Annotated in this window: 17 protein-coding genes; 9 read left to right on the top strand and 8 right to left on the bottom strand. The window is 74.3% G+C overall.

Annotated elements, in window-relative coordinates:
- Positions 1-58: 58 nt before the first annotated feature.
- On the bottom strand, positions 59-1105 hold the full coding sequence (locus tag AC6CKD_RS16455) for a M4 family metallopeptidase (protein ID WP_498328081.1): 1047 nt from the start codon (positions 1103-1105) through the stop codon (positions 59-61).
- A gap of 370 nt (positions 1106-1475) precedes the next feature.
- Here AC6CKD_RS16455 and AC6CKD_RS16450 point away from each other — a divergent pair, with 370 nt between their 5' ends.
- From AC6CKD_RS16450 to AC6CKD_RS16430, 5 genes are all read left to right on the top strand, one after another.
- On the top strand, positions 1476-2126 hold the full coding sequence (locus AC6CKD_RS16450; RefSeq protein WP_498328080.1) for an RNA polymerase sigma factor: 651 nt from the start codon (positions 1476-1478) through the stop codon (positions 2124-2126).
- Complete coding sequence (locus AC6CKD_RS16445; protein WP_498328079.1) at positions 2123-3094, top strand: hypothetical protein; 972 nt, start codon at positions 2123-2125, stop codon at positions 3092-3094. Before AC6CKD_RS16450 ends, AC6CKD_RS16445 begins: the two co-directional genes overlap by 4 nt.
- 94 nt (positions 3095-3188) lie before the next feature.
- Positions 3189-3908 (top strand): hypothetical protein, encoded by a 720-nt coding sequence (locus tag AC6CKD_RS16440; RefSeq protein ID WP_498328077.1) that lies wholly within the window; start codon positions 3189-3191, stop codon positions 3906-3908.
- Positions 3909-4193: 285 nt separating this feature from the next.
- Positions 4194-6149 carry a bifunctional polysaccharide deacetylase/glycosyltransferase family 2 protein gene (locus tag AC6CKD_RS16435; protein WP_498328076.1) on the top strand — a complete coding sequence of 652 codons (1956 nt, stop codon included), beginning with the start codon at positions 4194-4196 and terminating at the stop codon, positions 6147-6149.
- A 23-nt stretch (positions 6150-6172) separates the two neighbouring features.
- Entirely contained in the window at positions 6173-7288 is a 1116-nt protein-coding gene (locus AC6CKD_RS16430) for a TDT family transporter (protein ID WP_498328075.1), read from the top strand.
- 90 nt (positions 7289-7378) lie between these two features.
- Here the strand turns inward: AC6CKD_RS16430 and AC6CKD_RS16425 are convergent, their stop codons facing one another.
- The 3 genes from AC6CKD_RS16425 to AC6CKD_RS16415 form a co-directional block, all read right to left on the bottom strand.
- On the bottom strand, positions 7379-8026 hold the full coding sequence (locus AC6CKD_RS16425) for a disulfide bond formation protein B (protein ID WP_498328073.1): 648 nt from the start codon (positions 8024-8026) through the stop codon (positions 7379-7381).
- Between the two features lie 12 nt (positions 8027-8038).
- Positions 8039-8197, bottom strand: a complete 159-nt coding sequence (locus AC6CKD_RS16420; RefSeq protein ID WP_498328072.1) for a hypothetical protein — start codon at positions 8195-8197, stop codon at positions 8039-8041.
- A 112-nt stretch (positions 8198-8309) separates the two neighbouring features.
- Positions 8310-9230: a LysR family transcriptional regulator gene (locus AC6CKD_RS16415; protein ID WP_498328071.1), complete on the bottom strand. Its 921-nt coding sequence runs from the start codon at positions 9228-9230 to the stop codon at positions 8310-8312.
- Between the two features lie 176 nt (positions 9231-9406).
- Here AC6CKD_RS16415 and AC6CKD_RS16410 point away from each other — a divergent pair, with 176 nt between their 5' ends.
- The 3 genes from AC6CKD_RS16410 (at position 9407) to AC6CKD_RS16400 (ending at position 12416) form a co-directional block, all read left to right on the top strand.
- Positions 9407-10669, top strand: coding sequence for a VWA domain-containing protein (locus AC6CKD_RS16410; protein WP_498328070.1), 1263 nt, complete (start codon positions 9407-9409; stop codon positions 10667-10669).
- Complete coding sequence (locus AC6CKD_RS16405; protein ID WP_498328069.1) at positions 10669-11520, top strand: hypothetical protein; 852 nt, start codon at positions 10669-10671, stop codon at positions 11518-11520. The genes AC6CKD_RS16410 and AC6CKD_RS16405 overlap by 1 nt, the downstream gene beginning before the upstream one ends.
- Before the next feature lie 131 nt (positions 11521-11651).
- Positions 11652-12416: a class I SAM-dependent methyltransferase gene (locus AC6CKD_RS16400; RefSeq protein ID WP_498328067.1), complete on the top strand. Its 765-nt coding sequence runs from the start codon at positions 11652-11654 to the stop codon at positions 12414-12416.
- Between the two features lie 12 nt (positions 12417-12428).
- Here AC6CKD_RS16400 and AC6CKD_RS16395 read toward each other — a convergent pair whose 3' ends face one another.
- The 4 genes from AC6CKD_RS16395 to AC6CKD_RS16380 all read right to left on the bottom strand — a co-directional run bounded on the left by AC6CKD_RS16395 (position 12429) and on the right by AC6CKD_RS16380 (position 20821).
- The gene (locus AC6CKD_RS16395; protein WP_498328065.1) at positions 12429-16052 is read right to left on the bottom strand and encodes an SAV_2336 N-terminal domain-related protein; all 3624 of its coding nucleotides are present in this window, start codon (positions 16050-16052) and stop codon (positions 12429-12431) included.
- Positions 16049-17206, bottom strand: a complete 1158-nt coding sequence (locus AC6CKD_RS16390; protein ID WP_498328146.1) for an AAA family ATPase — start codon at positions 17204-17206, stop codon at positions 16049-16051. The genes AC6CKD_RS16395 and AC6CKD_RS16390 overlap by 4 nt, the downstream gene beginning before the upstream one ends.
- Positions 17207-17354: 148 nt before the next feature.
- Positions 17355-19559, bottom strand: a complete 2205-nt coding sequence (locus AC6CKD_RS16385) for a VMAP-C domain-containing protein (RefSeq protein WP_498328064.1) — start codon at positions 19557-19559, stop codon at positions 17355-17357.
- Positions 19556-20821 carry a hypothetical protein gene (locus tag AC6CKD_RS16380; RefSeq protein ID WP_498328063.1) on the bottom strand — a complete coding sequence of 422 codons (1266 nt, stop codon included), beginning with the start codon at positions 20819-20821 and terminating at the stop codon, positions 19556-19558. Before AC6CKD_RS16380 ends, AC6CKD_RS16385 begins: the two co-directional genes overlap by 4 nt.
- Positions 20822-21110: 289 nt before the next feature.
- On the opposite strand from AC6CKD_RS16380, the gene AC6CKD_RS16375 reads away from it, so the two are divergent.
- Entirely contained in the window at positions 21111-23426 is a 2316-nt protein-coding gene (locus tag AC6CKD_RS16375) for an immune inhibitor A domain-containing protein (RefSeq protein ID WP_498328062.1), read from the top strand.
- Positions 23427-23436 lie beyond the last annotated feature (10 nt).

The following is a 23436-nucleotide window of genomic DNA, read 5'->3' as shown; positions in this document are numbered from 1 at the left end:
TCGCCCGGGTGCCCGCCGATGACTTCGAGCGGGGCTACGTCTCCCGCCCGTGGGCGCCCTACTCGATACCGGGGATCCGGCGGTCCTTGAACGCCGTCCGGACGGCGTCCGCGGCGCTCGCCCCGTGCATGCTCCGCGCGGTGGCGATCGTGGTGAGCGCCGCGTCCCGGAAGCTGGTGTCGGGGGCGAAGCCGAACTGCGCGTTGACGATGATGCGGTCGGCCGTTCTCGCGCCCAGGGCACCCCGGATGTCGAAGAGGGCACGGGACCAGATCTCGCCGTCCGCGTGCACCTGGCCGGTGCGGTCCGCGTAGACCTTGTTCCCGTCGATGCGGCGCAGGCAGTGCGGGGCCGCCGAGTAGCCGACCGCGTCCCAGTCGGCCACGCACGCCGGGTCGGTCCCCCGCGGCCAGCCGCGGACGGCCGCGGCGTTGTCACCGACCGTGACGGCCAGGTAGTCGCCGAAGGCCTCGCCTATCGCCCCGGCCTCCGGGGAGGTGCCGAAGCCGGGGACCTGCGCGTGGTGCACCGCGTGCCCGTACTCGTGGACGATGACCTCCGCGTCCTCGGCGTCGTCGACGCCGCCCTTGCCGAAGCGGATCTCGGCCTTCTTGTCGGTGAAGAAGGAGTTGTCGGCGCCCCACTGGTTGATGCGGACGGGCTGGGCGCGGTCGTTGGCTCCGGGCAGTTCGCTGCCGAAGCCGAGGCCTTGCAGGTACTCCTGCGCCTCGTTGACCCAGAAGTAGGCCATGACCTGCTCGAACTGGTCGTCGGCGCGGGTGTACCGGCCGGCCTCCAGGACGGCGGCGGGCGCACCGGTCTCGGACCGGACGTACGCCCACCGGCCGGACAGGCCCCCGCTGCCGTCCAGGTTGCGCAGCGCGGCCGAGGCGTAGGCGGAGTCGGGTACGGCGCCGGCCGAGTCCTTGGCGTCGACGAGCGTCTGATCACCGGTGGACTGGACGGGATTGACCATGAAGACGCGTCCCTGGGGCAGTCCGGACGCGGGTGGCGAGGCGTGGGCGGAGGCCGGTACGGCCAAGCCGAGCAAGGTCAGGGACGCGATCACGGCAGCGGTACGGCCGCGGGAGGTACGGCGGGGCATGGACATCCTCCTGTGAGGGGCGTGGGGTGCCGGAAGAACACGGGTGACGGGGTGCGGACGCGATCCTTGCTCAACGTCACGGCGTTTGACCAGACCCGGAGCGAAACGGCCGGTACGCCGGGCCGCCGGGCGACGGCGCCCGGGGAGGCGGCACGGCGACGGCCCGGAGACGGCGGGCAGACGGCGGGCAGACGGCCGGGAGAGGTCGGCGGGGCGGCCGGGGTGAGTCCTCGGGCGCGGGTGGCGCATGATGTCCCGCGTGCACAGTGCGGAGGAGTTCGGCGGAGCCGACAGCGAAGCGGGTATACCCGGGACCCGGGGCGCCCCGGGGACCGAGGCTGCCCCGGGACCCCGGGGCGCCCCGGCAGACATGACGGGCGCCGTCCGGGCGGCGCAGCAGGGGGACGAAGCGGCCTTCCAGGCGCTGTTCCGCGCGGTGCAGCCCGTACTCCTGCGCTACTTGACCGTCCTGGTCGGCGAGGACGCGGAGGACGTGGCCTCCGAGGCCTGGCTCCAGATATCCCGGGACCTGGACTCGTTCAGCGGGGACTTCGACGGGTTCCGCGGCTGGGTGTCGACGATCGGCCGGAACCGGGCCATGGACCTGTTGCGGCGGCGTCGCCGCAGGCCGGCCGTGAGCGTGCCGGTCGAGTACCTGCACGACCGGGCCGCCAGGGAGGACACCGAGGGGTCCGCGCTGACCACGATGGGGACCGGCGCGGCGCTCGCCCTGATCTCGCGGCTGCCCCGCGATCAGGCGGAGGCGGTGCTCCTGCGGGTGGTCATGGATCTGGACGCGGAGAGCGCCGCGCGGGTGCTGGGGAAGCGGGCCGGTGCGGTACGGATGGCCTCGCACCGCGGGCTGCGCAAGCTCGCCAAACTCCTCGAACAGCAGGGGGTGGCGGGTGCCGTGGGGAGCTGGGGCATACCGGGCGAACCGGGCGGTCCGGGGCGGTCCGAAAAAACTTCCGCCCCAGGAGTGACACCGACGACGGCTCCGACGCTGAAGGGCACGAAATGAGCACCCACCGATCCCGCCGGATCGACCACGCCACGGCCGAGCAGTTGCTCGCCGGCGCCCGGTCGCAGGCGTCGGGCACGCCGGGTGCGTCCGATACGTCCGGCTTGAGGGAGTGGTCCGGCGTTTCGGACGGCCACGAGGCCCTCGCCGGGCTGCTCGCCGCCGCCGCCGCTCCGGCCGGGGAGGACGAATGGTCCGGCGCGCCGGAAGCCCTGGCCATGTTCCGGGCCGCCCGCCTCGCCCCCTCGTCCGCCCCCGCCGCCCCTCACGTCGCCGCGGCCGGTCCCGGACCCGCGACCGGACCCGGACCCGCGACCGGTCCCGGACCCGCGGCCGCGCCCGTACCCCTCCCGGTCTCCCGGAGGCGTTCGCCGCTCGCCCCGGCGACGCTCCTCGGCGCCAAGGTCGCCGCCGCCGTGCTGGCGGCCGCCCTCGGCGGTGTGGCCGTCGCGGCCGGCACGGGCAACCTCCCCGCCGTCCTGGGCGGCACGCCGGAGGCCGACCGCCCGGCCGCCTCCCCCGCGCCCGGCAGCCGGGTCGCGGACGCGCCGTCCCCCGGGGCGTCAGGCCGCTCGTCCGCGGCGGTGCCGGCCGACCTGGCCGAGCTGTGCCGGGCCTTCGCCCGCGTCCCGGGTCCGCGCCCCGAAGAGGTCCTGGCCGAGCGGCGGTTCGCCGCGCTGGTCGCCGCGGCGGGAGGCCGGTCCGCCGTTGCGGGCTACTGCGCTCCCGTCCAGGGCGGCGGACCGGAGCCGAGCGCCTCCGCGCCGGCCGCGCCGCCGACGCGCAACCCGCAGGCCGGCACCCCCACGCCTCCCGGCAAACCCGAACCGAGCCGGCGTCCCGTCACCCCGGGGCCGAGCGCCGGTGAGCACGGGCCCGGCACCCGCCCGCCGGGCTCCCCGAACACCGTTCCGTCCCCGCCCCGCAGGGACGTCCCGACCGGGCGCCCCTCGGGGGCGAACCCCTGACCCCGGACGGGCTCCGGTCCGGCGGGTGCGGGTCGTCCCCCGTGTCCGTACCCCCGCCCGGTCCCCGTCCACCACCTGTAGAGGCTGTCCACCGATGCACCGACCACCGGGTTCCACGGCGGAACCGTATCCGCACGCGGCGTTCGTGCCCGCGCCCGCGAACGTGCCCGCGTACCCGCCCCCGTACGCGACCGAACCCGCGTACGCCTACGCGCCCGAACCCGAACCCGAGCCCGGTCCCGCGTACGCCTACGCCTACGCGCCCGAGCCCGAGCCCGATCCCGTGTACGCCTACGAGCCCGAGCCCGCGCCTCCGGCCACCGCACCCGCTCCCACCGCCGCCACCCCCGACCCGAGTCCGGTCTTCGTCGACTCCTCCGGCCGGCGCCAGCGTCGCGTACGGCGCCTGGGGTGGCTGCTCGTCGTTCCGGCCGTCGGCTACATCGTCCTGCTGCTGAGCTCGCTCTTCGGCGGCCCCACGCTGTCCTCCCCGCTCCTGCCGCTCCCCCACTCCTCGCAGGCCCCCGGGGCCGCGCAGAGCAAGGCGCCGAGCGCATCCCCGGCCCCCGGGTCCAGCGTCGCCCCGAAGCGCACCGGCGGCGTGAGCGGTGCCACCCAGGCACCGGCCGACCCGTCCGCGGAGAGCCCCGACCGCGGTGCCACTCCCCGGAACACGGCCGGCGCCACCGTCGCGCCGCCCGCGAACCCGGCGCCCTCCGCCACCAACGGGACCACGCCGGCCCCCGGCCAGACCAACCGCGGCCGCTCCACGTCCGCGCCCGGCCAGGGCGGCAAGCCGACCGCTCACCCCTGACCGGCTCCCGCCCCCGCCCCCGCTCAGGCACCAGCACCAGCAGGAAGCACCTCCCCTTGTCGAAGAACCGCCGCCTCCCGCGCGGCCGGCACAGCACCGTGCGCAACGTCCCCCTGCGCACCCACTGGCTGCTGCTGACCACGCTGATCCTGACCCTCTCGGCGGCCCTGCTCCTCCAGGGCTACGTCACGCACATGTTCGACGGCACCGCCGACGGAGCCCACCGCGATCCGGGTCCGGCCGGCACCGTCCCGGAACAGATCCGGACGGGCGGACCGCGGACCGGTGATCGAGGGATCCGCGGGACGGACCGCGCCCGTCAAACCCCGCACCATCGCCCTGACCTTCGACGACGGTCCGGACCCCCGGTGGACGCCGCAGATCCTGGACGTCCTCAAGCGCAACGACGTCCGCGCCACCTTCTTCACCGTGGGCGCGCAGGTCGCCGCCCACCCCGACCTGGCGCGCCGGATCGTCGAGGACGGCCACCAGATCGGCGTCCACACCTTCACCCACACCGATCTCGGCACGGCCTCCCCCTGGCGCCGCTCCCTGGAACTGCGCGAAAGCCAGCTGGTCATCGCCGGTGCCACCGGAGTCACCACCCCGCTGCTGCGCCCGCCCTACTCCTCGACCAGCGCGGCGCTGAACGACAAAGCCTGGGATTCAGTCGTCCAGGCCGGCACCGAGGAGTACCTCACCGTCCTCAGCACCCAGGACAGCCAGGACTGGCGCCGCCCCGGAGTCGACCAGATCGTGGCCAACTCCCTGCCCGAGGGCTCCGAGGGCCAGATCCTGCTCCTGCACGACGCCGGCGGCGACCGCTCGCAGACCGTCGCGGCGCTCGAACGCCTCGTCCCCCGGCTGAAGGCCGCGGGCTTCCAGCTCGCCACCGTCACCGATGCGACGGGCCTGCCCGCGGCCACGCACGAGGCGGCGACCGTGGACGCGTGGCAGGGCATCTCCCTCATCTACGCCCTGCGCGCCAGCGACTGGGTCCTGAGCGCGCTGTCCTGGCTGCTGTGGGCGGCGGGCGCCATCAGCGTGCTGCGCGCCGTGGCCGTCTTCACCGCGGCCCGCCGCCACGTGCGCAAGCGCCGGGTGCCGTGGGGAGCCCCCGTCACCGAGCCGGTCAGCATCATCGTCCCCGCCTACAACGAGAGCGCGGGCATCGAAGCGGCCGTCCGGTCCCTGCTGGCCTCGGACCATCCGGTGGAGATCATCGTGGTCGACGACGGGTCCACCGACGGCACCGCCGACATCGTCGAGTCCCTCCGGCTGCCGGGCGTCCGCGTCATCCGCCAGCGCAACGCCGGGAAGCCCGCCGCCCTCAACACGGGCATCGCCGCCGCCTCCTGCAACCTGCTCGTCATGGTCGACGGCGACACCGTCTTCGAAACCGACGCCGTCCGCATGATCATCCAGCCCTTCGCCAACCGCCGCGTCGGCGCCGTCTCGGGCAACGCCAAGGTCGTCAACCGCGGCGGGCTCCTGGGCCGCTGGCAGCACATCGAGTACGTCGTCGGCTTCAACCTCGACCGCCGCCTCTTCGACCTCGCCGAATGCATGCCCACCGTGCCGGGCGCGGTGGGAGCCTTCCGCCGCGAGGCCCTCCTGCGCGTCGGCGGTGTCAGCGACACCACCCTCGCCGAGGACACCGACCTCACCATGGCCCTGTGCCGGGACGGCTGGCGCGTCGTCTACGAGGAGCGGGCCAAGGCCTGGACCGAGGCCCCTGCCACCCTCGGCGCCCTCTGGAAGCAGCGCTACCGCTGGTGCTACGGAACCCTCCAGGCCATGTGGAAGCACCGGGGCGCCCTCACCCAGCGGGGCCAGGCCGGAAAGCTCGGCCGACGGGGCCTGCTGTACCTCCTGATGTTCCAGGTGCTGCTGCCGCTGCTCGCCCCCGTGGTCGACGTCACCGCGATCTTCGGCCTGGTCTTCCTCGACCCGCTCCGGATCCTGGGCCTGTGGTGCGCCTTCCTGCTGCTCCAGCTCCTGATGGGCCTCTACGCCTTCCGCCTCGACAAGGAACACCCCGGCCCGCTGTGGAGCCTGCCGCTCCAGCAGTTCGTCTACCGCCAGTTGATGTACCTGGTCGTCATCCAGTCCGTGTTCACCGCCATCGCCGGATCCCGCCTGCGCTGGCAGCGCATGGAACGCTACGGGAGCCTCCAGGTCCCCGTCGCCCCGCCGGCGCCCCGCAGCCCCGCCCCTCAGGACGCCGACTGGTCGAGGTGAGCGCGGCCGGTCACCGTTGACGTATGACCGCACCCTCCCGGGCCAGCTCCGTGCTCCCCACCGTGACCGGCCACCGCGGCTCGCGCGTGCGACAGCTCGGCCCGAACTGGTACGCGAGCGTGATGGGCACGGCCATCGTGGCCAACGCCGGCGTGGCCCTCCCCTGGCACGTCCCGGGGCTGCGCACGGCCTGCACGGTGGTCTGGGCCCTGTCCGCGGTGATGCTGGCGGTGCTGCTCATCACCCGGACGGTCCATTGGGCCCGTCACGGCGACCAGGCGCGCGCCCATCTGCTCGATCCGGCGGTGGCACCGTTCTACGGCTGCCTCTCCATGGCCCTGCTGGCGGTGGGAGGGGGCACGCTGCTGGTCGGAAAGGACTGGATCGGCCTGGGCGCCGCCGTCGCCGTGGACACGGTGCTGTACACGGCCGGCACGGCCGTCGGGCTCCTGGTGGCCGCCGCCATTCCGTATCTGATGGCGCTGCGGCACGAGCTGAAGCCGGGCAGCGCCTCACCGGTGTGGATCCTGCCCGTGGTCGCGCCCATGGTCGCCGCCGCGCTCGGACCCCTGCTGCTCCCGCACCTGCCCGCCGGCCAGTGGCGGCAGGCCCTCCTGCTCGGCTGCTACGCGATGTTCGGCATGAGCCTGCTGGCGACGCTGTTCCTGCTGCCCATCGTCTTCGCGCGGCTGCTGGCGGGCCCCCGGCTGCCGCTCGCCCTGACGCCCACGCTCTTCCTGGTGCTCGGCCCGCTGGGGCAGTCCACGACGGCGGCGAACAACTTCGCCGACGCCGCGCCGCAGGTGCTCCCCGCCCCCTACGCCGAGGGCTTCAGGATGCTCGCCGTGCTCTACGGGGTGCCGGCGATGGGCTTCGCCCTGCTGTGGTTCGCGCTGGCGGGTGCGGTGGTCCTGCGGGCCCGTCGGCAGGGCATGGGGTTCTCGATGACCTGGTGGGCCCTCACCTTTCCCGTCGGCACCTGCGTCACCGGCGCGGAGGGGCTCGCACGGCACACCGGGCTGACCGCCTGCGCCTGGCTCGCGGGCGGGCTGTACGTGTTCCTCGTGCTGGCCTGGCTCACGGCCGGGATCCAGACGCTGCGCGGACTGTTCGCCGGGACCCTCGCCCCGGCCTCGTAGCCGATCGGCCGGCGGGATCCGCACCTGCCGATCCCCCGTGGCGGGCCAGGTGGCCGGCCGGGGAATCGGCAGGTGCACGTGTGGGGCGGATCAGAAGAGGTCGGTGAAGAACTGGTAGCCGGTGGGGTCTCCGGGCATCTGCCAGTGGAAGCCCTGCAGGAAGAAGCAGGCGACGAGGTTGCTGACGGCGATGAACGCCAGGACGGCCAGGGTGAAGGCGGCGGCGCGGCGCAGGACGGGCGAGCCGGCCGCGGCGTCCAGCGGTGCGGCCTGGTCGGCCAGGACGAGGTTGACGCCGGCGGCGAGGGCGGCCAGGAAGAAGGTGATGGCGGCCCAGGTGTACAAGTGCAGGCCGAGGAGGGCGCCCGCGTACCCGGGGTCCCCGGGGGCGATGTGCATCAGTACCTGTGCGCCGGAGACGGTCCCCCCGATGAGGGCCGAGACGATGGCGATGCCCCAGCCGGAGGCGAACTCCCGGGTGGTCACCGATCCCTTGCGGGAGCGGGCGATGATCACGGCGGGCCCGATGGCGCTGAGCAGCATGAACATCCGCTGCAGGAGGCACATGGGGCAGGGGTACTCCCACAGCCCGAACTGGAAGACGTAGGCGCCGCCGATGGTGGCGCACATGCCGAGGACGTAGGCGTGGGCGAACCAGAGGCCGAGTCGGTGGGAGAGCCCTGCGGTGGGGGTCCCGGCGGGACGGGCGGCGGGGGTGATGGTTTCGGCGATGGACATTCCTGTTCCTCCTCAGAAACTCAGGTTGAAGGCGCGGTCGAGGTGGGGGAGGAACGCGAGGAGCGTGACGCTCAGGGTTCCCGCCCACAACAGGAGCCGGGTCCTGCCCGGCCAGTCGCGGACGACCGCCAGGACGCATAGGGAGATCAGGAGGAAGAGGATGGTGTACATGGTGTCCCTGCTTCATCGGAGGCTTACGCGTTCATCCTCCGGCGGGGAGTTCCGGCCCGGTAGCGGCAACGGATCAATGGATCCATAGAGCGGTTCTATGACCGGCCGCCACCTATGCCCCCGCGCCGAGCTGCCTGCGGGCCAGGGCGTACAGGTCCCGCGCCGGGCCCGTAGGACGCCGGCCGGTGGGCCAGACGGCGCGCAGCGAGCGGCCGAGTTCGAGGCCGGTGACCGTCGGGGACCGCAGGGTGCCGGCGGCCAGTTCGTCGGCGACGGCGAGCGAGCTGAGGACGGCGGGCCCGCCGCCGCCGGCCACGGCGGTCTTGATGGCGGTGGTGGAGGCCAGTTCCAGCAGGGCGGAGGGCCTCCAGTCGGGCAGGTGGGCCGTGATCGCGCGCTCGAAGGCGGTGCGCGTACCCGATCCCGCCTCCCGCTGGATCAGCGAGGCGGCGGCGAGTTCGTCGAGGGTGATGGCGGTGCGCCGCGCCCAGGGGTGCGTCGGCGCCACCACGACGCGGAGCCGGTCCCTGGCCACGGCGTGGCTCTCCAGCCCCTTCGGCGCGCGGGGGCTCTCGATGAAGCCCAGCTCGGCGCGTCCCTCCAGGACCGCCCGGGCCACGTCGGCGGAGTTGCCCGATTCGAGGGCGACGCTGGTGGCGGGATGCTGCGTCCGCAGCCCGATGAGCCACTTGGGGACCAGGTACTCGGCGACCGTCTGGCTGGCCGCGACCTTCAGGTGGGAGCTGCGCCGTTCGCGCAGGGCGCCGATGCCGGCGTCCAGCTCGTGCGCCGCGTCGATCACGGTCCGGGCCCACTCGGCGATCAGCGCCCCGGCCGGGGTCGGCTTCGAGCCGAGTGAGGAGCGTTCCAGTACGGGAAGGCCGACGAGCTTCTCCAGGTAGCGGATGCGGGAGCTGGCCGAGGGCTGGCTGATGCCGTGCGCCTCGGCGGCCCGCCCCAGGCTGCCGAGCTCGATGACGCTGAGCAGCAGGTCGAGGGCGGGAAGGTCGGGGACGCGGGGAGAGATGGGCATAGAGCGATTCTATGGACTCATCGATCCGGTACCGCTGGCGCGACGCACCGCACCGGTCGCGCCCGCCCGCCGGACATGGACGTACCGGGCGTTCCGCAAGCGCGTCGGCCGACTCCGGTGGCTCCTGAACAGGTGCTCGGTTTGGCGGGTGCGGGGAATCTCAATACGATCCGGCGATGATCACTAGAAGACGGGTGAGGGCCAGTGCGTGCGGCCTGTTCGTCACCCTCGCTGTCGGGTTGTTCCCGGCAGGTGCCGCCGCCGGTGAACCGGTGGCGAAAGAAGCTCCCAAGGTCGAGTTGGTGCTGGACGTCAGCGGCTCGATGCGCGCACAGGACATCGACGGCCAGACCCGGATGTCCGCCGCGAAACAGGCGTTCAACGAGGTGCTGGACGCCGTACCCGACGAGGTGCAGCTCGGCATACGGACCCTGGGTGCCAACTACCCCGGCCCCGACAAGAACCTGGGCTGCAAGGACACCAAGCAGCTCTACCCGGTAGGCCCCTTGAACCGGACCGAGGCCAAGGCGGCGGTGGCCACGCTCGCCCCCACCGGCTGGACGCCCATCGGACCGGCACTGCTCGGCGCCGCCGAGGACCTGAAGGGCGGCGACGCCACCCGGCGGATCGTGCTCATCACCGACGGCGAGGACACCTGCGCCCCGCTCGACCCCTGTGAAGTGGCGCGGGACATCGCGGCCCAGGGCATCCACCTGGTCATCGACACGCTCGGGCTCGTGCCCGACGCCAAGACCCGCGACCAGCTGATCTGCATCGCCGAGGCCACCGGCGGCACGTACACCGCCGTGCAGCACACAGCCGAACTCTCCGGCAGAGTCCGGCAGCTGGTGGGCCGGGCGGCCACGCCGGTGGTCAATCCGGTGGCCACCGAGGGCGCCAAGCAGTGTGCGGGAGCACCGGAGTTGAAGCCCGGTCTCTACAGCGACCGCGAGAGCTTCGCGGAGCACCGCTGGTACCGGGTCTCCGTAGCGCCGGGCCAGGAGCTGCGGGCCTCGGTCAGCATCGGGGCCGACCGCGCCGTGAACAACGACTACGGCGTGCTGCTGCGCGCCACGACGCCGAGCGGCCGGGAGATCGTACGCGGCCAGGAGGCCGGTGACGGACGGACCGACCTGATCTCGTCCGGGCTGCGCTATCCCAAGGCCGGGAGCGCCGACGACGAGGAGCCGGCCGAGACCGTGTGCCTCCAGGTCAGCAACTCCTTCTCGGCGCCCGCCTCGGTCAAGACCACCCCGGGCATGCCGGTCGAGATGACCATCGACGTGGTGGACGGCCCGGACGGGGCCTCCGACGTGGCCTCCTTCGGCCTCGGACGCGGCTGGTGGCTGCTCGGCGCCCTGGCGCTCACCGGCCTCCTCGCCGGACTGGTGTGGGGCTGGGTCTCCCGCTGGCGTATCGCGGTCTGGAGGACCAACTGATGAGTGCCCTGAGACGTGAACGAAGCGAACGACCCCCGACCGGCCGGCCCGAACGGGGCGGACGGCCCGGACGGCCCGGACAGCCCGGCCGCCGCGTCCGCCGCGCGCTGACCGCCGCCCTGCTCGTGGGCGGCGGCCTGCTCGGGGTGGCGGCCTCGCCGTCGCCGAGCCCGAGCGGCACCGGGGAGGCACCGACCGAGGCCGGCACGGCCTTCCGTACCGCCACCCCGCTCCAGTTGGGCCAGGAGGCCACGGCCGACGCCTCCACCGGCGACTACCTCTACTGGGTGCTCCCCCTGGACTCGGGGCAGCGCGCCACCGTGCGGGCATCGGTCACCCTGCCCGCCGCGACCGGCCGGCACTCCGCCTCCACGTGGCAGCTCGACGTCTACGACGGCCTGCGCCGCCGCCAGCCCTGCACGTACGGCACGCAGACCCGTACGGCCGCCAAGGACGCCGCGACCGTCGACCTGTCCTGCACCCTGCGCCCGGTCCGCTCGGGCGCCGACCAGTGGGCCAACGACCCGCTGCCGGGGGCCTATTACCTGCGGCTCACCGTCACCGACCTCGCGACGGAGGACCTCGGCCAGCCGGTACGGGCACGCCTGCGGGCCGACGCCCAGGACGTCGGCGGCGCCTACGCGGCCGACAACGCCCTGGCCGTGCCGCTCGTCCCCGGCGCCGGCACGGCGTCCGGCGTCGCTCCGGCCGACGGCTGGTCGGGCACCTGGTGGTCGGACCGCTGGATCTGGACGGCGGCCGGCGGGCTGCTCGCCGCCCTCGCGGGCATCGGCGGGTACCGCCTGACCCGCGGCGCGGGCCGCCCGGCACGGGTACCCCCCACCGCCTGACCCCGGTACCCGGGTGCGGGACCGAAACACCCCGCACCCGGGAATCCGTGCAGCCCCCACACACCGGAGGCGTTGCCTCCCCCTGGATCCGCCGAGATGATGCGCCACACATGCACATCGGGGGGCGGCACATGGACGACGGTGACACACGGGGCGATCAGTACGACGACGAGTCGGAGGACTACGTCGCCTACTGGCAGGGGCGCGACGACGAACACGCGGCGGAGATGGCCGCGGTCAAACGGCTGATCGGCGGGGCCCGTTACGGACTCGTCTGCGAAGTGGGCGGCGGGTTCGAGCGGTTGAGTCCGGTCCTCAAGGAGTACGCGGCCCGGGTGATGATGTTCGACCCGAGCGCCAAGCACGTGGCCATCGCCGGGCGGCTGCCGGCCGATCATCCCGGGATCACGGCGCACCACATGCGGCCCGGACACCTTCCGCTGGACGACGGATCGGCCGATCTCGTCTCCATGGTCCGCGTCATGCACCACCTGCCCGACCCCGGCCCCACACTGCGCGAGATCGTGCGCGTGCTGAAGCCCGGCGGCCGCGCCCTGATCGAGGTGGCCAACTCCGCGCACATGCTGAACAAGCTGCGCTACGCGAAGCGGCTGCGCGGCATCCCGCGCGGGCCCGTGGACATCCGCTCCCCCGAGAAGGCGGCCGAGGGCGGCATCCCCTTCGTGAACCACCATCCCGACACCGTCGTACGGCAGTTCGCGGAGACCGGGCTACGGGTCGAGGACAAACTATCCGTGTCCAACATGCGCAGCGGCCGGCTGAAGCGGAGCGTCGGCGAGGACCGCCTGCTGGCGGTCGAGCAGCGCCTCCAGAGCCCGCTGGCCGCCCTCAACTTCGGGCCCAGCCTGTTCTTCCTGCTCGGGCGGGGAGCCTGAGCCCGGCGCGGGCTACGGAGCACTGGTCGCGGCGCTGCCGTCGTCGCCTCTTTCGGGGCCCAGAACGAACGTTGCGGCGCCCGACGGCGGCAGGAGCGGGAGCCAAGCGTCGGGAAGACCCGCGGTGTCGGCGAAGGTCGTGTTCGCGAACTCCCCGAGATCCGCGAAGTCGGCCTCGGCGAAGGTCGCCCGGGCCGCGAAGACCGCGCCCTCGAAGTGCGCTGGTGCGGCGAAGGCGGCGTGGTCGAAGGAGGTCGGTCCCTCGAAGCGGACGCGGTCGAACCGCACGGTGGAACCCCATACCGTGGACGCGAAGGAGGCGGGCCCGAAAAAGGTGGCCGACCTCCACTCGCCGTGCTCGTGAAATACCGTGTGCGCGAGGTCCACCGCACCCCGCACCCGCATCCGGCCCATCCTCGCCCTGTCCCACACCTCTGCTCGGGCCATGTCCAGGCCCTGGACGAACACGGCCTCCGTGAAGTCCACGCCGCCCCGGAAGTCGGTCCGCCCGAAGGAGACGCTCCCCTTGAAATGGGCCGCGTCGAACCCTGCCCGGCCTTCGAAGACGGCCCGGTCGAAGGAGGCCGGCCCCCCGAACTCGCCGCCGGGCGTGGCCCAGTCGCCGGTGAAACGCGCACGGTCGAAGAGCGCGCGCCCCATCCTCACCCGTCCCACCCCGGGCTCCCGCAGCGCGAGCAGCAGATGGCCGAGCAGGTCGTCGCTGAGGGTGGTGCCCCGCAGGTCCACCTCCGCGCCCGGTCGCAGCGCGTGGAGGTACTCGGCCCGTTCCACCGCCGCGACGTGGGCGAGGCAGCGCAGGCGGCCCGGCAGGCGCACGCCGTTGCACCCGCCCGGATCCGCCTGGGTGCCGCCGGACCCGCAGCGCGGCCAGCCGATGCCCGGGTCGTCGATCCTCAGGTCGGCATCGATCAGCGCCCGCCCCACCTCGACGACGGGGTCCGGCCAGATCCACCCGCGCGGCTCCCTCCCGGTGTTCGCCAGCTCCGTGCCCGCGCGCGATTCCAGCCCGCGGACACCGAGCAGCGATTCGCCCTTCACGAAGACGACAACGGCCGGGTCCCGGGAGCCGTCCCGCCTCCCGACGACTCCGAGGCGGCCGACCAAGGATTCCGCCTCGTCCACCGCCGGTCCCCGCAGATCGGGCGTGAACCGTCCCCTGGCCACAGCCACCACGAGGGAGATCTGCCATTCGCCGGAGTGCGCGCGCAGCCGCTCCAGCGCCGCTGGGAACGCGGCCAGCGTCCTCCCGGCCTTTCCGAGGGAACCCGGATCCTCCAGGAGGACCAACACCACCCCGTCCCCGTCGGAGTGCACCGAGCCGGACTGGTCCGCGTCCGCCAGCGCGCGCAGGAGGACTCGGGTCACTTCCTCCACCGCCGGCCGGCCGGCCGACCCCCTGTCCACATGGACCCGTACCGCCAGGCACACACCCGAGAGTTCGCTCCCGGTACCCGCGCGCGCCTCCACCACCGCACGGAATCCGGGCTGCTCCAGCAGTGCCTGCCCCGTCAGGAACACCATCCGCTCCGGCAGCACCGTGTGCACGATGCCCGCCAGCCGCCCGTCGCGGGAGACCGGGGCGCCCGCGTAGCAGGTCCAGACCTCCGGCTCGGCGGACAGCCGGACGAGCTCCCCGTTGCGCTCCCCCTCGTACGGAAGGACCTCGCCGGTCAGCGCCACCGTCTCGCCCTGGTCGGTCGCGCCGTCCACGACAAGGTGCTCCCCCGGGGCCGCGAAGCCCTCCGCCCAGGCGGGCTCCGTCCAGTCCCCCGGGTCCACGAGGTCCACGTCGGAGACGAGCAGCAGCACTTGGGGCGCCGCCCCGTCCCCCCAGGCGCGCTGACAGAGGACCTCCTGCCCGTCCACACGGACCCAGGCCGAGCTGTGCGGCGCCCCGGTCTGCGCCTCGCCGACCGTCAGCACCATGCGCGGCGACAACAGCACGCCGACCGCCTGCGGCTCGCGCTGCGAATCGAAGCGGACCCGCACCACCCGGCCGGCCAGGCCCGATGCCGGTCCGGCGGCGGACGCGAACGGCGTTGCGTCCGGCAGCAGTTGACGACGCCCTCCGCTCCGGGGCCCGCGGCGGACGGCCGTGAAGTCCCGGCCCGTGCCGCGGTTCCGGGACATGTACTCCCCCACGCGCCACCGGACCAGCTCCCGTACGGCGGCCACGTCGCCGCGCAGCTGCGACCCGAGCAGGGCCTCCCGTACGCCCGGCAGGAACTCGAACTCGGCGGTCTCGGCCGGCTGTTCGCCGTCCCAGGGGGCGAGCAGCCCGCCCAGGGCCACTTCCGCGAGGTGGCCGTGCTCGGAGTCCCGCAGCAGGGAGCGTCGTACGAGGGTCATCACGGGCAGGGTGAGCGGCACGGCGGCCAGGTGGTCGGCGAGGCGCTGGGCGGTCGGCGAGGCGCTCGCGCGGAAGCGCTCCACCGCCTCCAAGGGGTCCTGGAAGAACTTCGGGGTCCCGGATGTCCCGTACGGGGCCTCGCGCGGGGGCTCCGCATCGAGGCGCAGGCACGCGAGGCGCCGCCAGCGGCCGTCGCCGGACACCACCCGCACCAGCCGGGCCAGGCTCCCGGAGGCGATGCCGACGACGGGGATCACCGGCCCCCCGCCGCGGGCCCGCCGGGCCATCGGGACCCGCTGCCACGACCGGGTGGCCGCGGCGGGCCGGTCCGCGCGGACGGCGAAGGGGACCGGCTGGACCGCCCCGCGGGTCCAGAGCCGCTCGGGCAGGACGTTCAGCACGGCCACGGCGTTGTGCGCCGACCACTGTCGGAGCACACCGCGCAGCGGGGCTTCGCGCCAGCCGCCGGCGACCGTGTCGGAGAGGACCAGGATCAGCCGCCGGCCCGCCGGGTCGACCAGCTCCAGGGGGTTGCGGGGCGGGCTGTCGCGATGGTGCGCGACCATGGGCGTGCCGCCGGGGCCGGTGCCCGTGAGCCGCCAGGCCCGCACGTCGCGGAAGACCCCGCTGCGGGTGAGGAGCCCGCGCACCTCCTCCACCAGGTCGGACCAGAGCAGCATCGAGTGGTGGGAGTCGACGACCAGGGCCACGTCCAGCCACCGGCTCTCGGCGGGGCGCAGGACCGGGGTGAGCACCATCCGCTCGATGCTGCGCTCGACGGTGAGCTGTTCGTCCAGCTCCTCCCCCGGGCCGCCGATGTTGCGGCGGCCGATCGGGCGCAGGGCGCGCATCAGGGCGAGCGGGTCGTCGAGGCTGGCGGCGCGCGGCAGCCGCACCGCGGTGCCCCGGCGCACGGCCGGCGCGGGCGCGGGCGCGCCGCCTCGGGCGCCGACTCCCGGGGCCCGGCCGGCGGCGGGGTCCGCGGGGCCGGCGGGGTCGGGGGCGGGGGCGGGGGCGGCCGCCGGGAAGTACTGGACTCCCGGTCCGTCGGCACCGCCGCGTGCCGCAGCGGGCAACTCCGGGCCGTCGGGGGCGGGTTCGGGTCCGGCCTCCGGGGGGATCCCGGGAGGCTCCGGGCGGCGGGCGGCCGCGTCCACCCGGGTGGCGAGCCACAGGATGTCGGCGATCTCCTCCGCCCCGACCCCGGGGCGCGGGCCTCCGTCCTCGGCGCCCTCGGCCAGGGCGGCGAGGAGGTTCTCGATCACGCGGAGGGCCCGGTGAGGTGGTGCATCACGGTGGCGAGGAAGCGCTCGCGGTCACCGGGGGCGGACCAGGCTCCGGCCAGCCGGAGCTGGATGGCGTTGAGGAGCTGGTCGGTGGCGAGGTCGCCTTCCTCGGCACGCTCCAGGAAGCTCCGGACGAGATCGCGGTACTCGTCGCTGTTCTCGATGTCGACTCCGAGCCGGCCGCGCACGATGCGGGCGAGCTTGTCGGGTCCCGGCGGGTCCAGGTGGAGGCGGACGCAGCGCCGCAGGAAGGCGGGCGGGAAATCGCGTTCCCCGTTGCTGGTGAGGACGACGATGGGGAAGTACCGGCACTGGACGCGGCCTTGGGAGATGCGGACGACCTCCTCCGTGTCGTCGTCGGTGCCGATGGCGACGGTGGGGGCCTCCTTGACGAGCCGGGCGAGCTCGGGGATGACGAAGCCGCCGTCCTCGAAGGCGGTGAGGAGGTCTCCGGGCAGATCGATGTCGCCCTTGTCGATCTCGTCCACCAGCAGGACGCGGGGCCGGTCCTGGGGCAGCAGCGCCGTACCGAGGGGGCCGAGGCGCAGGTAGCGGGCGATCGACGGGCCGCCCCCCTCGGCGGGAGCGGAGCCGGGAGCGGAGCCGGGAGCGGAGCCGGGAGCGGAGCCGGGAGCGGAGCCGCCGGCCGCGGCGGCAGGTGCGGCCTGGGCGCGGGCCGCCGGCGGCCCGGCGCCGGGCGTGCGCAACTGCTCCAGCCCCGCCTCCTGGAGCCGGCCGATCGCGTCGTACAGGTACAGGCCGTCGCGCAGGACGGTGCGGCTGGTTACCGGCCAGTGCAGTACCGGTCCCAGGCCGAGGTCGGCGGCGATGCTGGAGGCGAGCGTGGACTTGCCGACGCCCGGCTTGCCGGTGATCAGGAGCGGCCGGCGCAGGTGCAGGGCCGTGTTGACCACGTCCTTCTCCAGCTCGTCGGGTACGTAGCCCTCGCCGCGCCGCCAGGTGCGCTCCCAGGCCGGTCCCTCGCAGCCCGGGGGCGTGTACCCCGGGTCGGGGACGCCCTTGAAATCGCGCCAGGGCGGTGGCGGTCCGGCCTCCAGCCTGGTCCGGCGCTCGGCGGCCTCGCCGGTCCCTTGGTACAGCCACCAGTCCTTCACCACAGCCTCTGCCTCCATCGTGGGTGTCGCGGGCCGTCGCCGCGAGCGGTCTTCGGGATCGGTGCCGGAGTCGAAGTCGAAGTCGAGGTCGAAGTCGGGGGGCGGACCGGGGGCGGGATCGGCCGCAGGCACGGGATCGGAGTCGGCTTCGCCGTCGGGAGCGGGTTCAAGCCAGGGACCGGAGGGTGAGGGTGTCGTCGGGATCGTCCCACAGGAGGACCAACCGGTCTCCCCCCGGCGGCTGTCGGCGGTCGCCACCGGGGGCGCTCGCCCCCGCGACGGCGGCCTCGCGGCGGACCGCGCGCACGCGGGCGGGCAGCGCGAGCACGTCGAGTGCGCCGGGGTCGGGCGGCCGCCCGTCCTCGCCGGCGGGCGCCAGCAGATCGAGCAGGCCGCCCGCGTGCGCAACCGGACCCGCGCCCCCGGCGCCCCCCGCCCGGCCGGTCCCGGCGTACGCGAACCCTCCCGGAGCCGCCTGCGCCGCCCCCGGCTCTCCGGCCCGGCCGGAGCCGGCCCGGTCCGCGCCCGCCCGGTCCGCGCCCGCCGGAGCGGGGCGGCGCCACAGGGCCACCGGGACACCGCCCTCCAGTACCGCCTCCACCACCACCGCCGTCCGCGCCCCGGCGGGGGTGTGTACCAGTACGCACGCGGGCGCCGGCCCCGCGCCCAGTTCCAGGCCGAGCCCGTCGTCCGCGTCCGCGTCGGCCACCACCCGGACCGCCTCCGGGTGCCGCCCGCCCTGGGTCCACAGCCAGCGCCACTTGCCGCGCCATTCGGCGCCGGTGTCCTCGCGCTCCTGCGGGCAGCGCACCACCACCTGGTAGACCACCCCCAGCGGCCGGGTCCGCCCGCCCGGCCCGCGCGGGACGGGCCACTGGTCGAAGTCCAGGTCCAGCAACTCGTACGGCACGTGGAACTCGATCCGCTCCACCGGGCCCGACGGCCTCCCGGCCTGCGCGCCGGCCCCCACCACCTGGTTCAGCGCCAGGAGTTGGCGTACGAGTGCGTCCCGTACCACGTCCAGTCGGACGGGTTGCCCCTCCGATTCCCAGATGTGCTCGGTCGCCTCCCGCCGCAGCCACATCCGGGCGAGGAACCCGTCCTCCCCGCCCGGCGGCGTCTCCAGCCGCACGTGCAGGGCCGTCTTCCGCGCGGGCGGGGGCGGGGGCGGCAGCGCGGGCAGGGCCAGGCGTTCGCGGGTCGCGCGCACCCAGTCGTGCAGCCGGGCCGCCCACCGCTCGTCACCCGCCGCGCCCTGTGCCCCGAGGAACCGTACGAAGGGCACCGCGAGCGGCATCCCGGCCGGCCCGCCGTGGCGTTCGTCGAGGTCCTGGACCACCTCCAGCAGGGTGTCGCCGGGCAGGCCGCCCTGTGCGGGGGCCGCGCAGCCGGCGGCCTTGAACGCCCACAGGTACGCCTCGTAGGCGCAGCGCGGCAGGTCGCGGTCCTCGAAGAGTTCGCCGAGCCCGTCCCAGGCGTTCTGGTCGAGGCGGACCGCTCCCGGCGGCGCCGTCCCGGGCCGGTCGCCGTCGAGGAAGGAGGAGGCGTCCCAGTCCCGGTCCACGACGAACTGCGGGAGCTGCCAGCCCTCGCCGCGTTCGCGCAGGCCCTGGAAGGTGCGGTTGATCGACCGGGCGGTGTCGGCGAGACCGGAGAGGGCCTCGCTCACCGAGCGTTGCCCCAGTTCGGCGAGGAGCGCCTCGGTGAAGCGGCCCGCGCCGCGCTCGGCGTCGTTCTGCGCGGCCTCGCCCTCCCGGGAGGCGTACAGCCGGAACTGGCGCCGTCCCGGGACGGCGGCGCCGCCGCCGTAGTCGTTGGTGCCGAAGTTCCACCGGGCGTCGCGGGGTGCGTCGACCCGGCAGGCGTCGACCAGGACGGCCTGGTGGCGGAAGAGCCCGCGCTTGACGAGGCTGGTGCGCCACCAGCGCAGCGCCGAGTCGAGGTTGAGGTGGCGGATCTGGGCGGGCCGGGCGTCCGCGACGGGCAGCATCAGTTCACCGCCGCGCGGCCCCATGTAGCCGTGCCCGGCCCAGAAGATCAGGAGCACATCGCCGTCGCACGCGGGGAGTTCGTCGAGCAGGGCCGACTTCACGTGCGCCTCGGTCGCCGGACGGTACGTGGTGCGCAGGGCGTCCAGACCGGCGGACGCCGACCAGCCGAGCGTGTCGGGGTCGTCGATCGGGGACAGCAACAGCCGTACGTTGCCCGGCGGCACCCCTCCCGGTCCGGTCAGCCAGCCGGCGAACCGCAGGGCGTCGCGGGCCGGGCCGCGCAGGTTCCAGCGGTGGCTGATGTCGTACCTCTCGACCCCGGCGACCAGCGCGAAGGTGCGCGGTCCCAGGTCGGGGGGAAGGGACTCGAAGGGGTTCACCCGATCTCCGCTTCCGCCACCGCCTGTTCGATGCGTGCGTACAGGGAGTCCTGTTTCCAGTAGGCGCTGTGGCAGGCCGGGAAGGGCTGTCGGCTGCCGATCTCCTGGTCGCTGACGCGCGGGTCGCCGGGGAAGACGGGTTCGGCGAGGTAGGCGAGCACGTCCTGGCGGTCGTAGACGTTGAGCCAGCGGGGAAAGGCGTACGGGAGCCGGGTGCCCGGCACGACCCCGGCCAGCGCGCCCAGTTCGTAGAGGAAGGGTGCCTGCGAGCCGACGGTGACGAGCAGTTCGACCCCGGGCACCGGCTCGCCGCGGGCGGCCGCGAGGGCGAGGAGGTCCACCAGGGCGATGCCGCCGAGGCTGTGGCCGATGAGTACGGTCGGCCCCGGGTCGGCGGTGATCCGCTCGTGCAGGAACGCGCGGAGGTCCGCGCCCCGGGCCTGGTAGCGCAGGATGTCGCCGAGGGCGGGGGTGGCCCCGACCGTGAGGGAGCCGCGCCAGGCGTTGAGCAGCGGCTGGGTGGTGACGCGCATCGCGAGCCGGCCGAGGACGGCGGCGGCGCGGGCGCCGGGGACCCGGGCGTCGCCGCCGAGGCGCGTGGTGATCAGCTCGACGAGGCGGTCGCGTTCGGCTCCGGTGCAGTCGGCCTCGGCTCCGGCCGAGGCGAGTGCGGCGGCGGTCACCGCGCGGGCGAGGACCGTGGCCAGCTCCCGGGCCTGCGGCTGCCCGGCGGCGCGGGCCCCGGCGCGGGCGGCCTCGGGGGAACGGGAGACGCTCTCCAGGGCGGCGGGGAATCCGGCGGCGAGGCCGGTGCCGAGGAGCAGCGCGGCCTGTTCGCCGCCGTCGGGGGTCCCGGAGACGCGGGCGAGGAGCTCCAGGACGCGGTCCCCCGCGGACTGGACGCCGGGCATGGCGAAGACGTCGTCATCTAATGCACCGTCGAACGCGCCGCCGGGATCGCCGCCGGGATCACCCTCGGCTCCGGTGTCCCAGCCGGTTTCCGCCAGCACCCGCAGCTCACAGAGCGGGTCGGCGACCAGCAGGCCCCACTCGGCGATCTCCTCCTCGTCCGGGCCGGGGGCGCGCAGACCAGGCACGGAACGGCCCTGGGCACTGAGGGTGGCTCCGTACCGCTCCCCCCAGAAGCAGGAGTCGACGGCCGCCCCGGGGAACCGGGCGGTCAGCCGGTCCCGGACCAGGGCGAAGAGCAGGTCGTGCCGCTCGCGCCGCACCCCCGTGCCGTGCACAAACAGAAATCGCATCGCGGCTCCGCCCCCTCGCACAGTCGTCCCCGCTCGGCACGATAGCGCCGCTCGGCGAACGGGGCGCCTGGAACGTCGAGTTCAGAGGGGCCGGGGGCGCAATCACGGCCGCACCCCCGGGTGCCCGCACCCCCGGCCGCGCTCACCGCCCCGCCCACGGCCGCACCGGGCGTCCACCTCCCCCACACCTATCAATCACCTGTCACATGTGAAATATTACTCCCGCTCCGGCCGATCCGACCGGCCGGAACCTCCAGAAAGGTCAGCTACGTTGCGCAGACTCGCTGCGGTGGGAGCGGCGATATCCCTCGCCCTCCTCGCCGCCCCCGCGCTCGCCGCCACCGCACCCCCGCCCCCGTCCCCGACGCCGACGCCCGCCGGGCAGCAGCCGGCCGATCGGGCCGCCCCGCCGCCCGCACCCCTGGAGCTCCAGCGCCAGGCCCTGCGCCGCCAGGCCCTCGAAGAGGTGGCCGCGGGCCGCCCCGGCGGCCTGCGCGCGGAGGCCGACGGCACGCTGCCGCGCCGGGCCAAGGTCGGCAAGCGGTACGTCGAGCTGGCCCAGGAGCGCAAGGACAAGGTCTTCGTCATCCTCGCCGAGTTCGGCGACCAGGTGGACAACACCACCGAGTTCGAGGGCAAGCCGCGGTTCGGCGGCACCCCGGGCCCGGCGCACAACACGATCGGCAAACCGGCCGCGGACGACAACCACACCCTGTGGCGCAAGGACTTCGACCGGTCCTTCTACGAGAAGCAGTTCTTCTCCACCGAGCCGCGGTCGGCGTCCCTGCGCGCCTACTACCGGCTCCAGTCCTCCGGCCGGTACGACATGGACGGCATGGTGACCGACTGGGTCAAACTCCCCTGGAACGAGGCTCGTTACGGCACCGACAACTGCTCCGAGTCCGGCCAGTGCCGGACCAACTGGGACATGATCCGGGACGCCACGGACTCCTGGTACAAGTCCGAGCGGGCGAAGGGTCGTACGCCCGAGCAGATCAAGGCGCAGCTCGCCGAGTACGACGTGTGGGACCGCTACGACGCCGACCACGACGGCGACTTCGACGAGCCCGACGGCTACCTCGACCACCTCGTCGTCGTCCACGCGGGCAAGGACCAGACCTGGGGCGGCGGCGCGCAGGGCAAGGACGCCGTGTGGGCGCACCGCTGGTTCGCCTACTGGAACCAGGCCGGCAGCGCGGGCCCGGAGGGCAACAAGGCGGGCGGCACCCCGGTCGGTGACACGGGCATCTGGGCCGGGGACTACCTGACCGGCGGGGAGAACAGCGGCGCGGGCCTCTTCGCGCACGAGTTCGGACACGATCTGGGCCTGCCCGACCTGTACAGCTCGGACGGGGACAACAGCGTCAACTTCTGGTCGCTGATGTCCTCGGCGTCCTACCTGGGCAGGGGTCGCAATTCCACGGGCGAGTTCCCGGGCGACCTCGACCCGTGGAGCAAGCTGCAGCTGGGCTGGCTCCGGTACACGGAGGCCGACGCGGGCCGCACGACACGGGCGACGCTCGGCGTGTCCGGCTACAACACCGAGGACGCGCAAGCCCTGTTGGTGCACCTGCCGCCGTCTTCGACCACCACCGAGCTGGTCGACCCGTACGAGGGCGGCAGCCAGTGGTGGAGCGGTACGGGTGACTTCATGGACAACACGCTGTCCCGGACGGTCGACCTCTCGGGGATCGCGGCCGGCGCCGCGGCCCGCCTGGACGCCCGGGTCTGGTACGACATCGAGCAGGACTTCGACTACCTGACGGTGGAGGCCTCCACGGACGGCGGGGCCGCCTGGACGGCGCTGCCGGGCACCGTGGACGCCACGCCGATCGGGGCGAAGGGGATCTCCGGCACCTCGGCGGGCTGGACGCGGCTCCAGGTCCCGCTGACCCGGTTCTCGGGCAGCTCGGTCCAGTTGAGGCTGCGCGTCACCTCCGACAGCAACACCCACGGCAAGGGCGTCACCTTCGACGACATCCGCGTCACGGCGGGCGCCGACGGCCGGGAGCTGCTGCGCGACGGGGCGGAGCAGGGCGCGAACGGCTGGACGGCGGTCAAGTGGTCGCGTACGGAGGGCCGTACGGGAAGCGAGCAGCACCCGCGCGCGTACTTCGTGGAGAACCGCCGCTACACCGGCTACGGCAGCATGCTGCGGACCGGGCCGTACAACTTCGGCTTCACGGGCGACACGGTGGAGTTCTACCCGTACCAGCAGGGCGTGCTGATCTGGCTCTGGGACACGGCGTACAGCGACAACACCACCAAGGCGCACCCCGGCGGCGGCATGCTGCTGCCCGTCGACTCCCGCCCGGAGCCGCTGACCCACGCGGACGGCACGCTGCTGAACGCGCGTGCGCAGACCTTCGACGCCCCCTTCTCCCTCGGGAAGAGCGACCGGATCGTCCTGCACAAGGCGGGTGTCCCGACGGTTATCCCGGCCCGGAGCGGCGTACCGGTCTTCGACGACCGTCACGGGTCGTACTGGAACCCGGGGCTCCCGCAGCTCGGAGTCAAGGTGCCGGACACCGGGACCCGGCTCACGGTGGTGAAGGAGGCCGCGGGCGGGGCCCTGACGACGGTGCAGCTCAGCCCGTCGAAGTGACCCTCCCGGG

Source organism: Streptomyces sp. GQ60 (assembly GCF_059758875.1).
The sequence above is the reverse complement of the archived record's forward strand: the minus strand, read 5'-3'. Positions and strand labels throughout refer to the sequence as shown.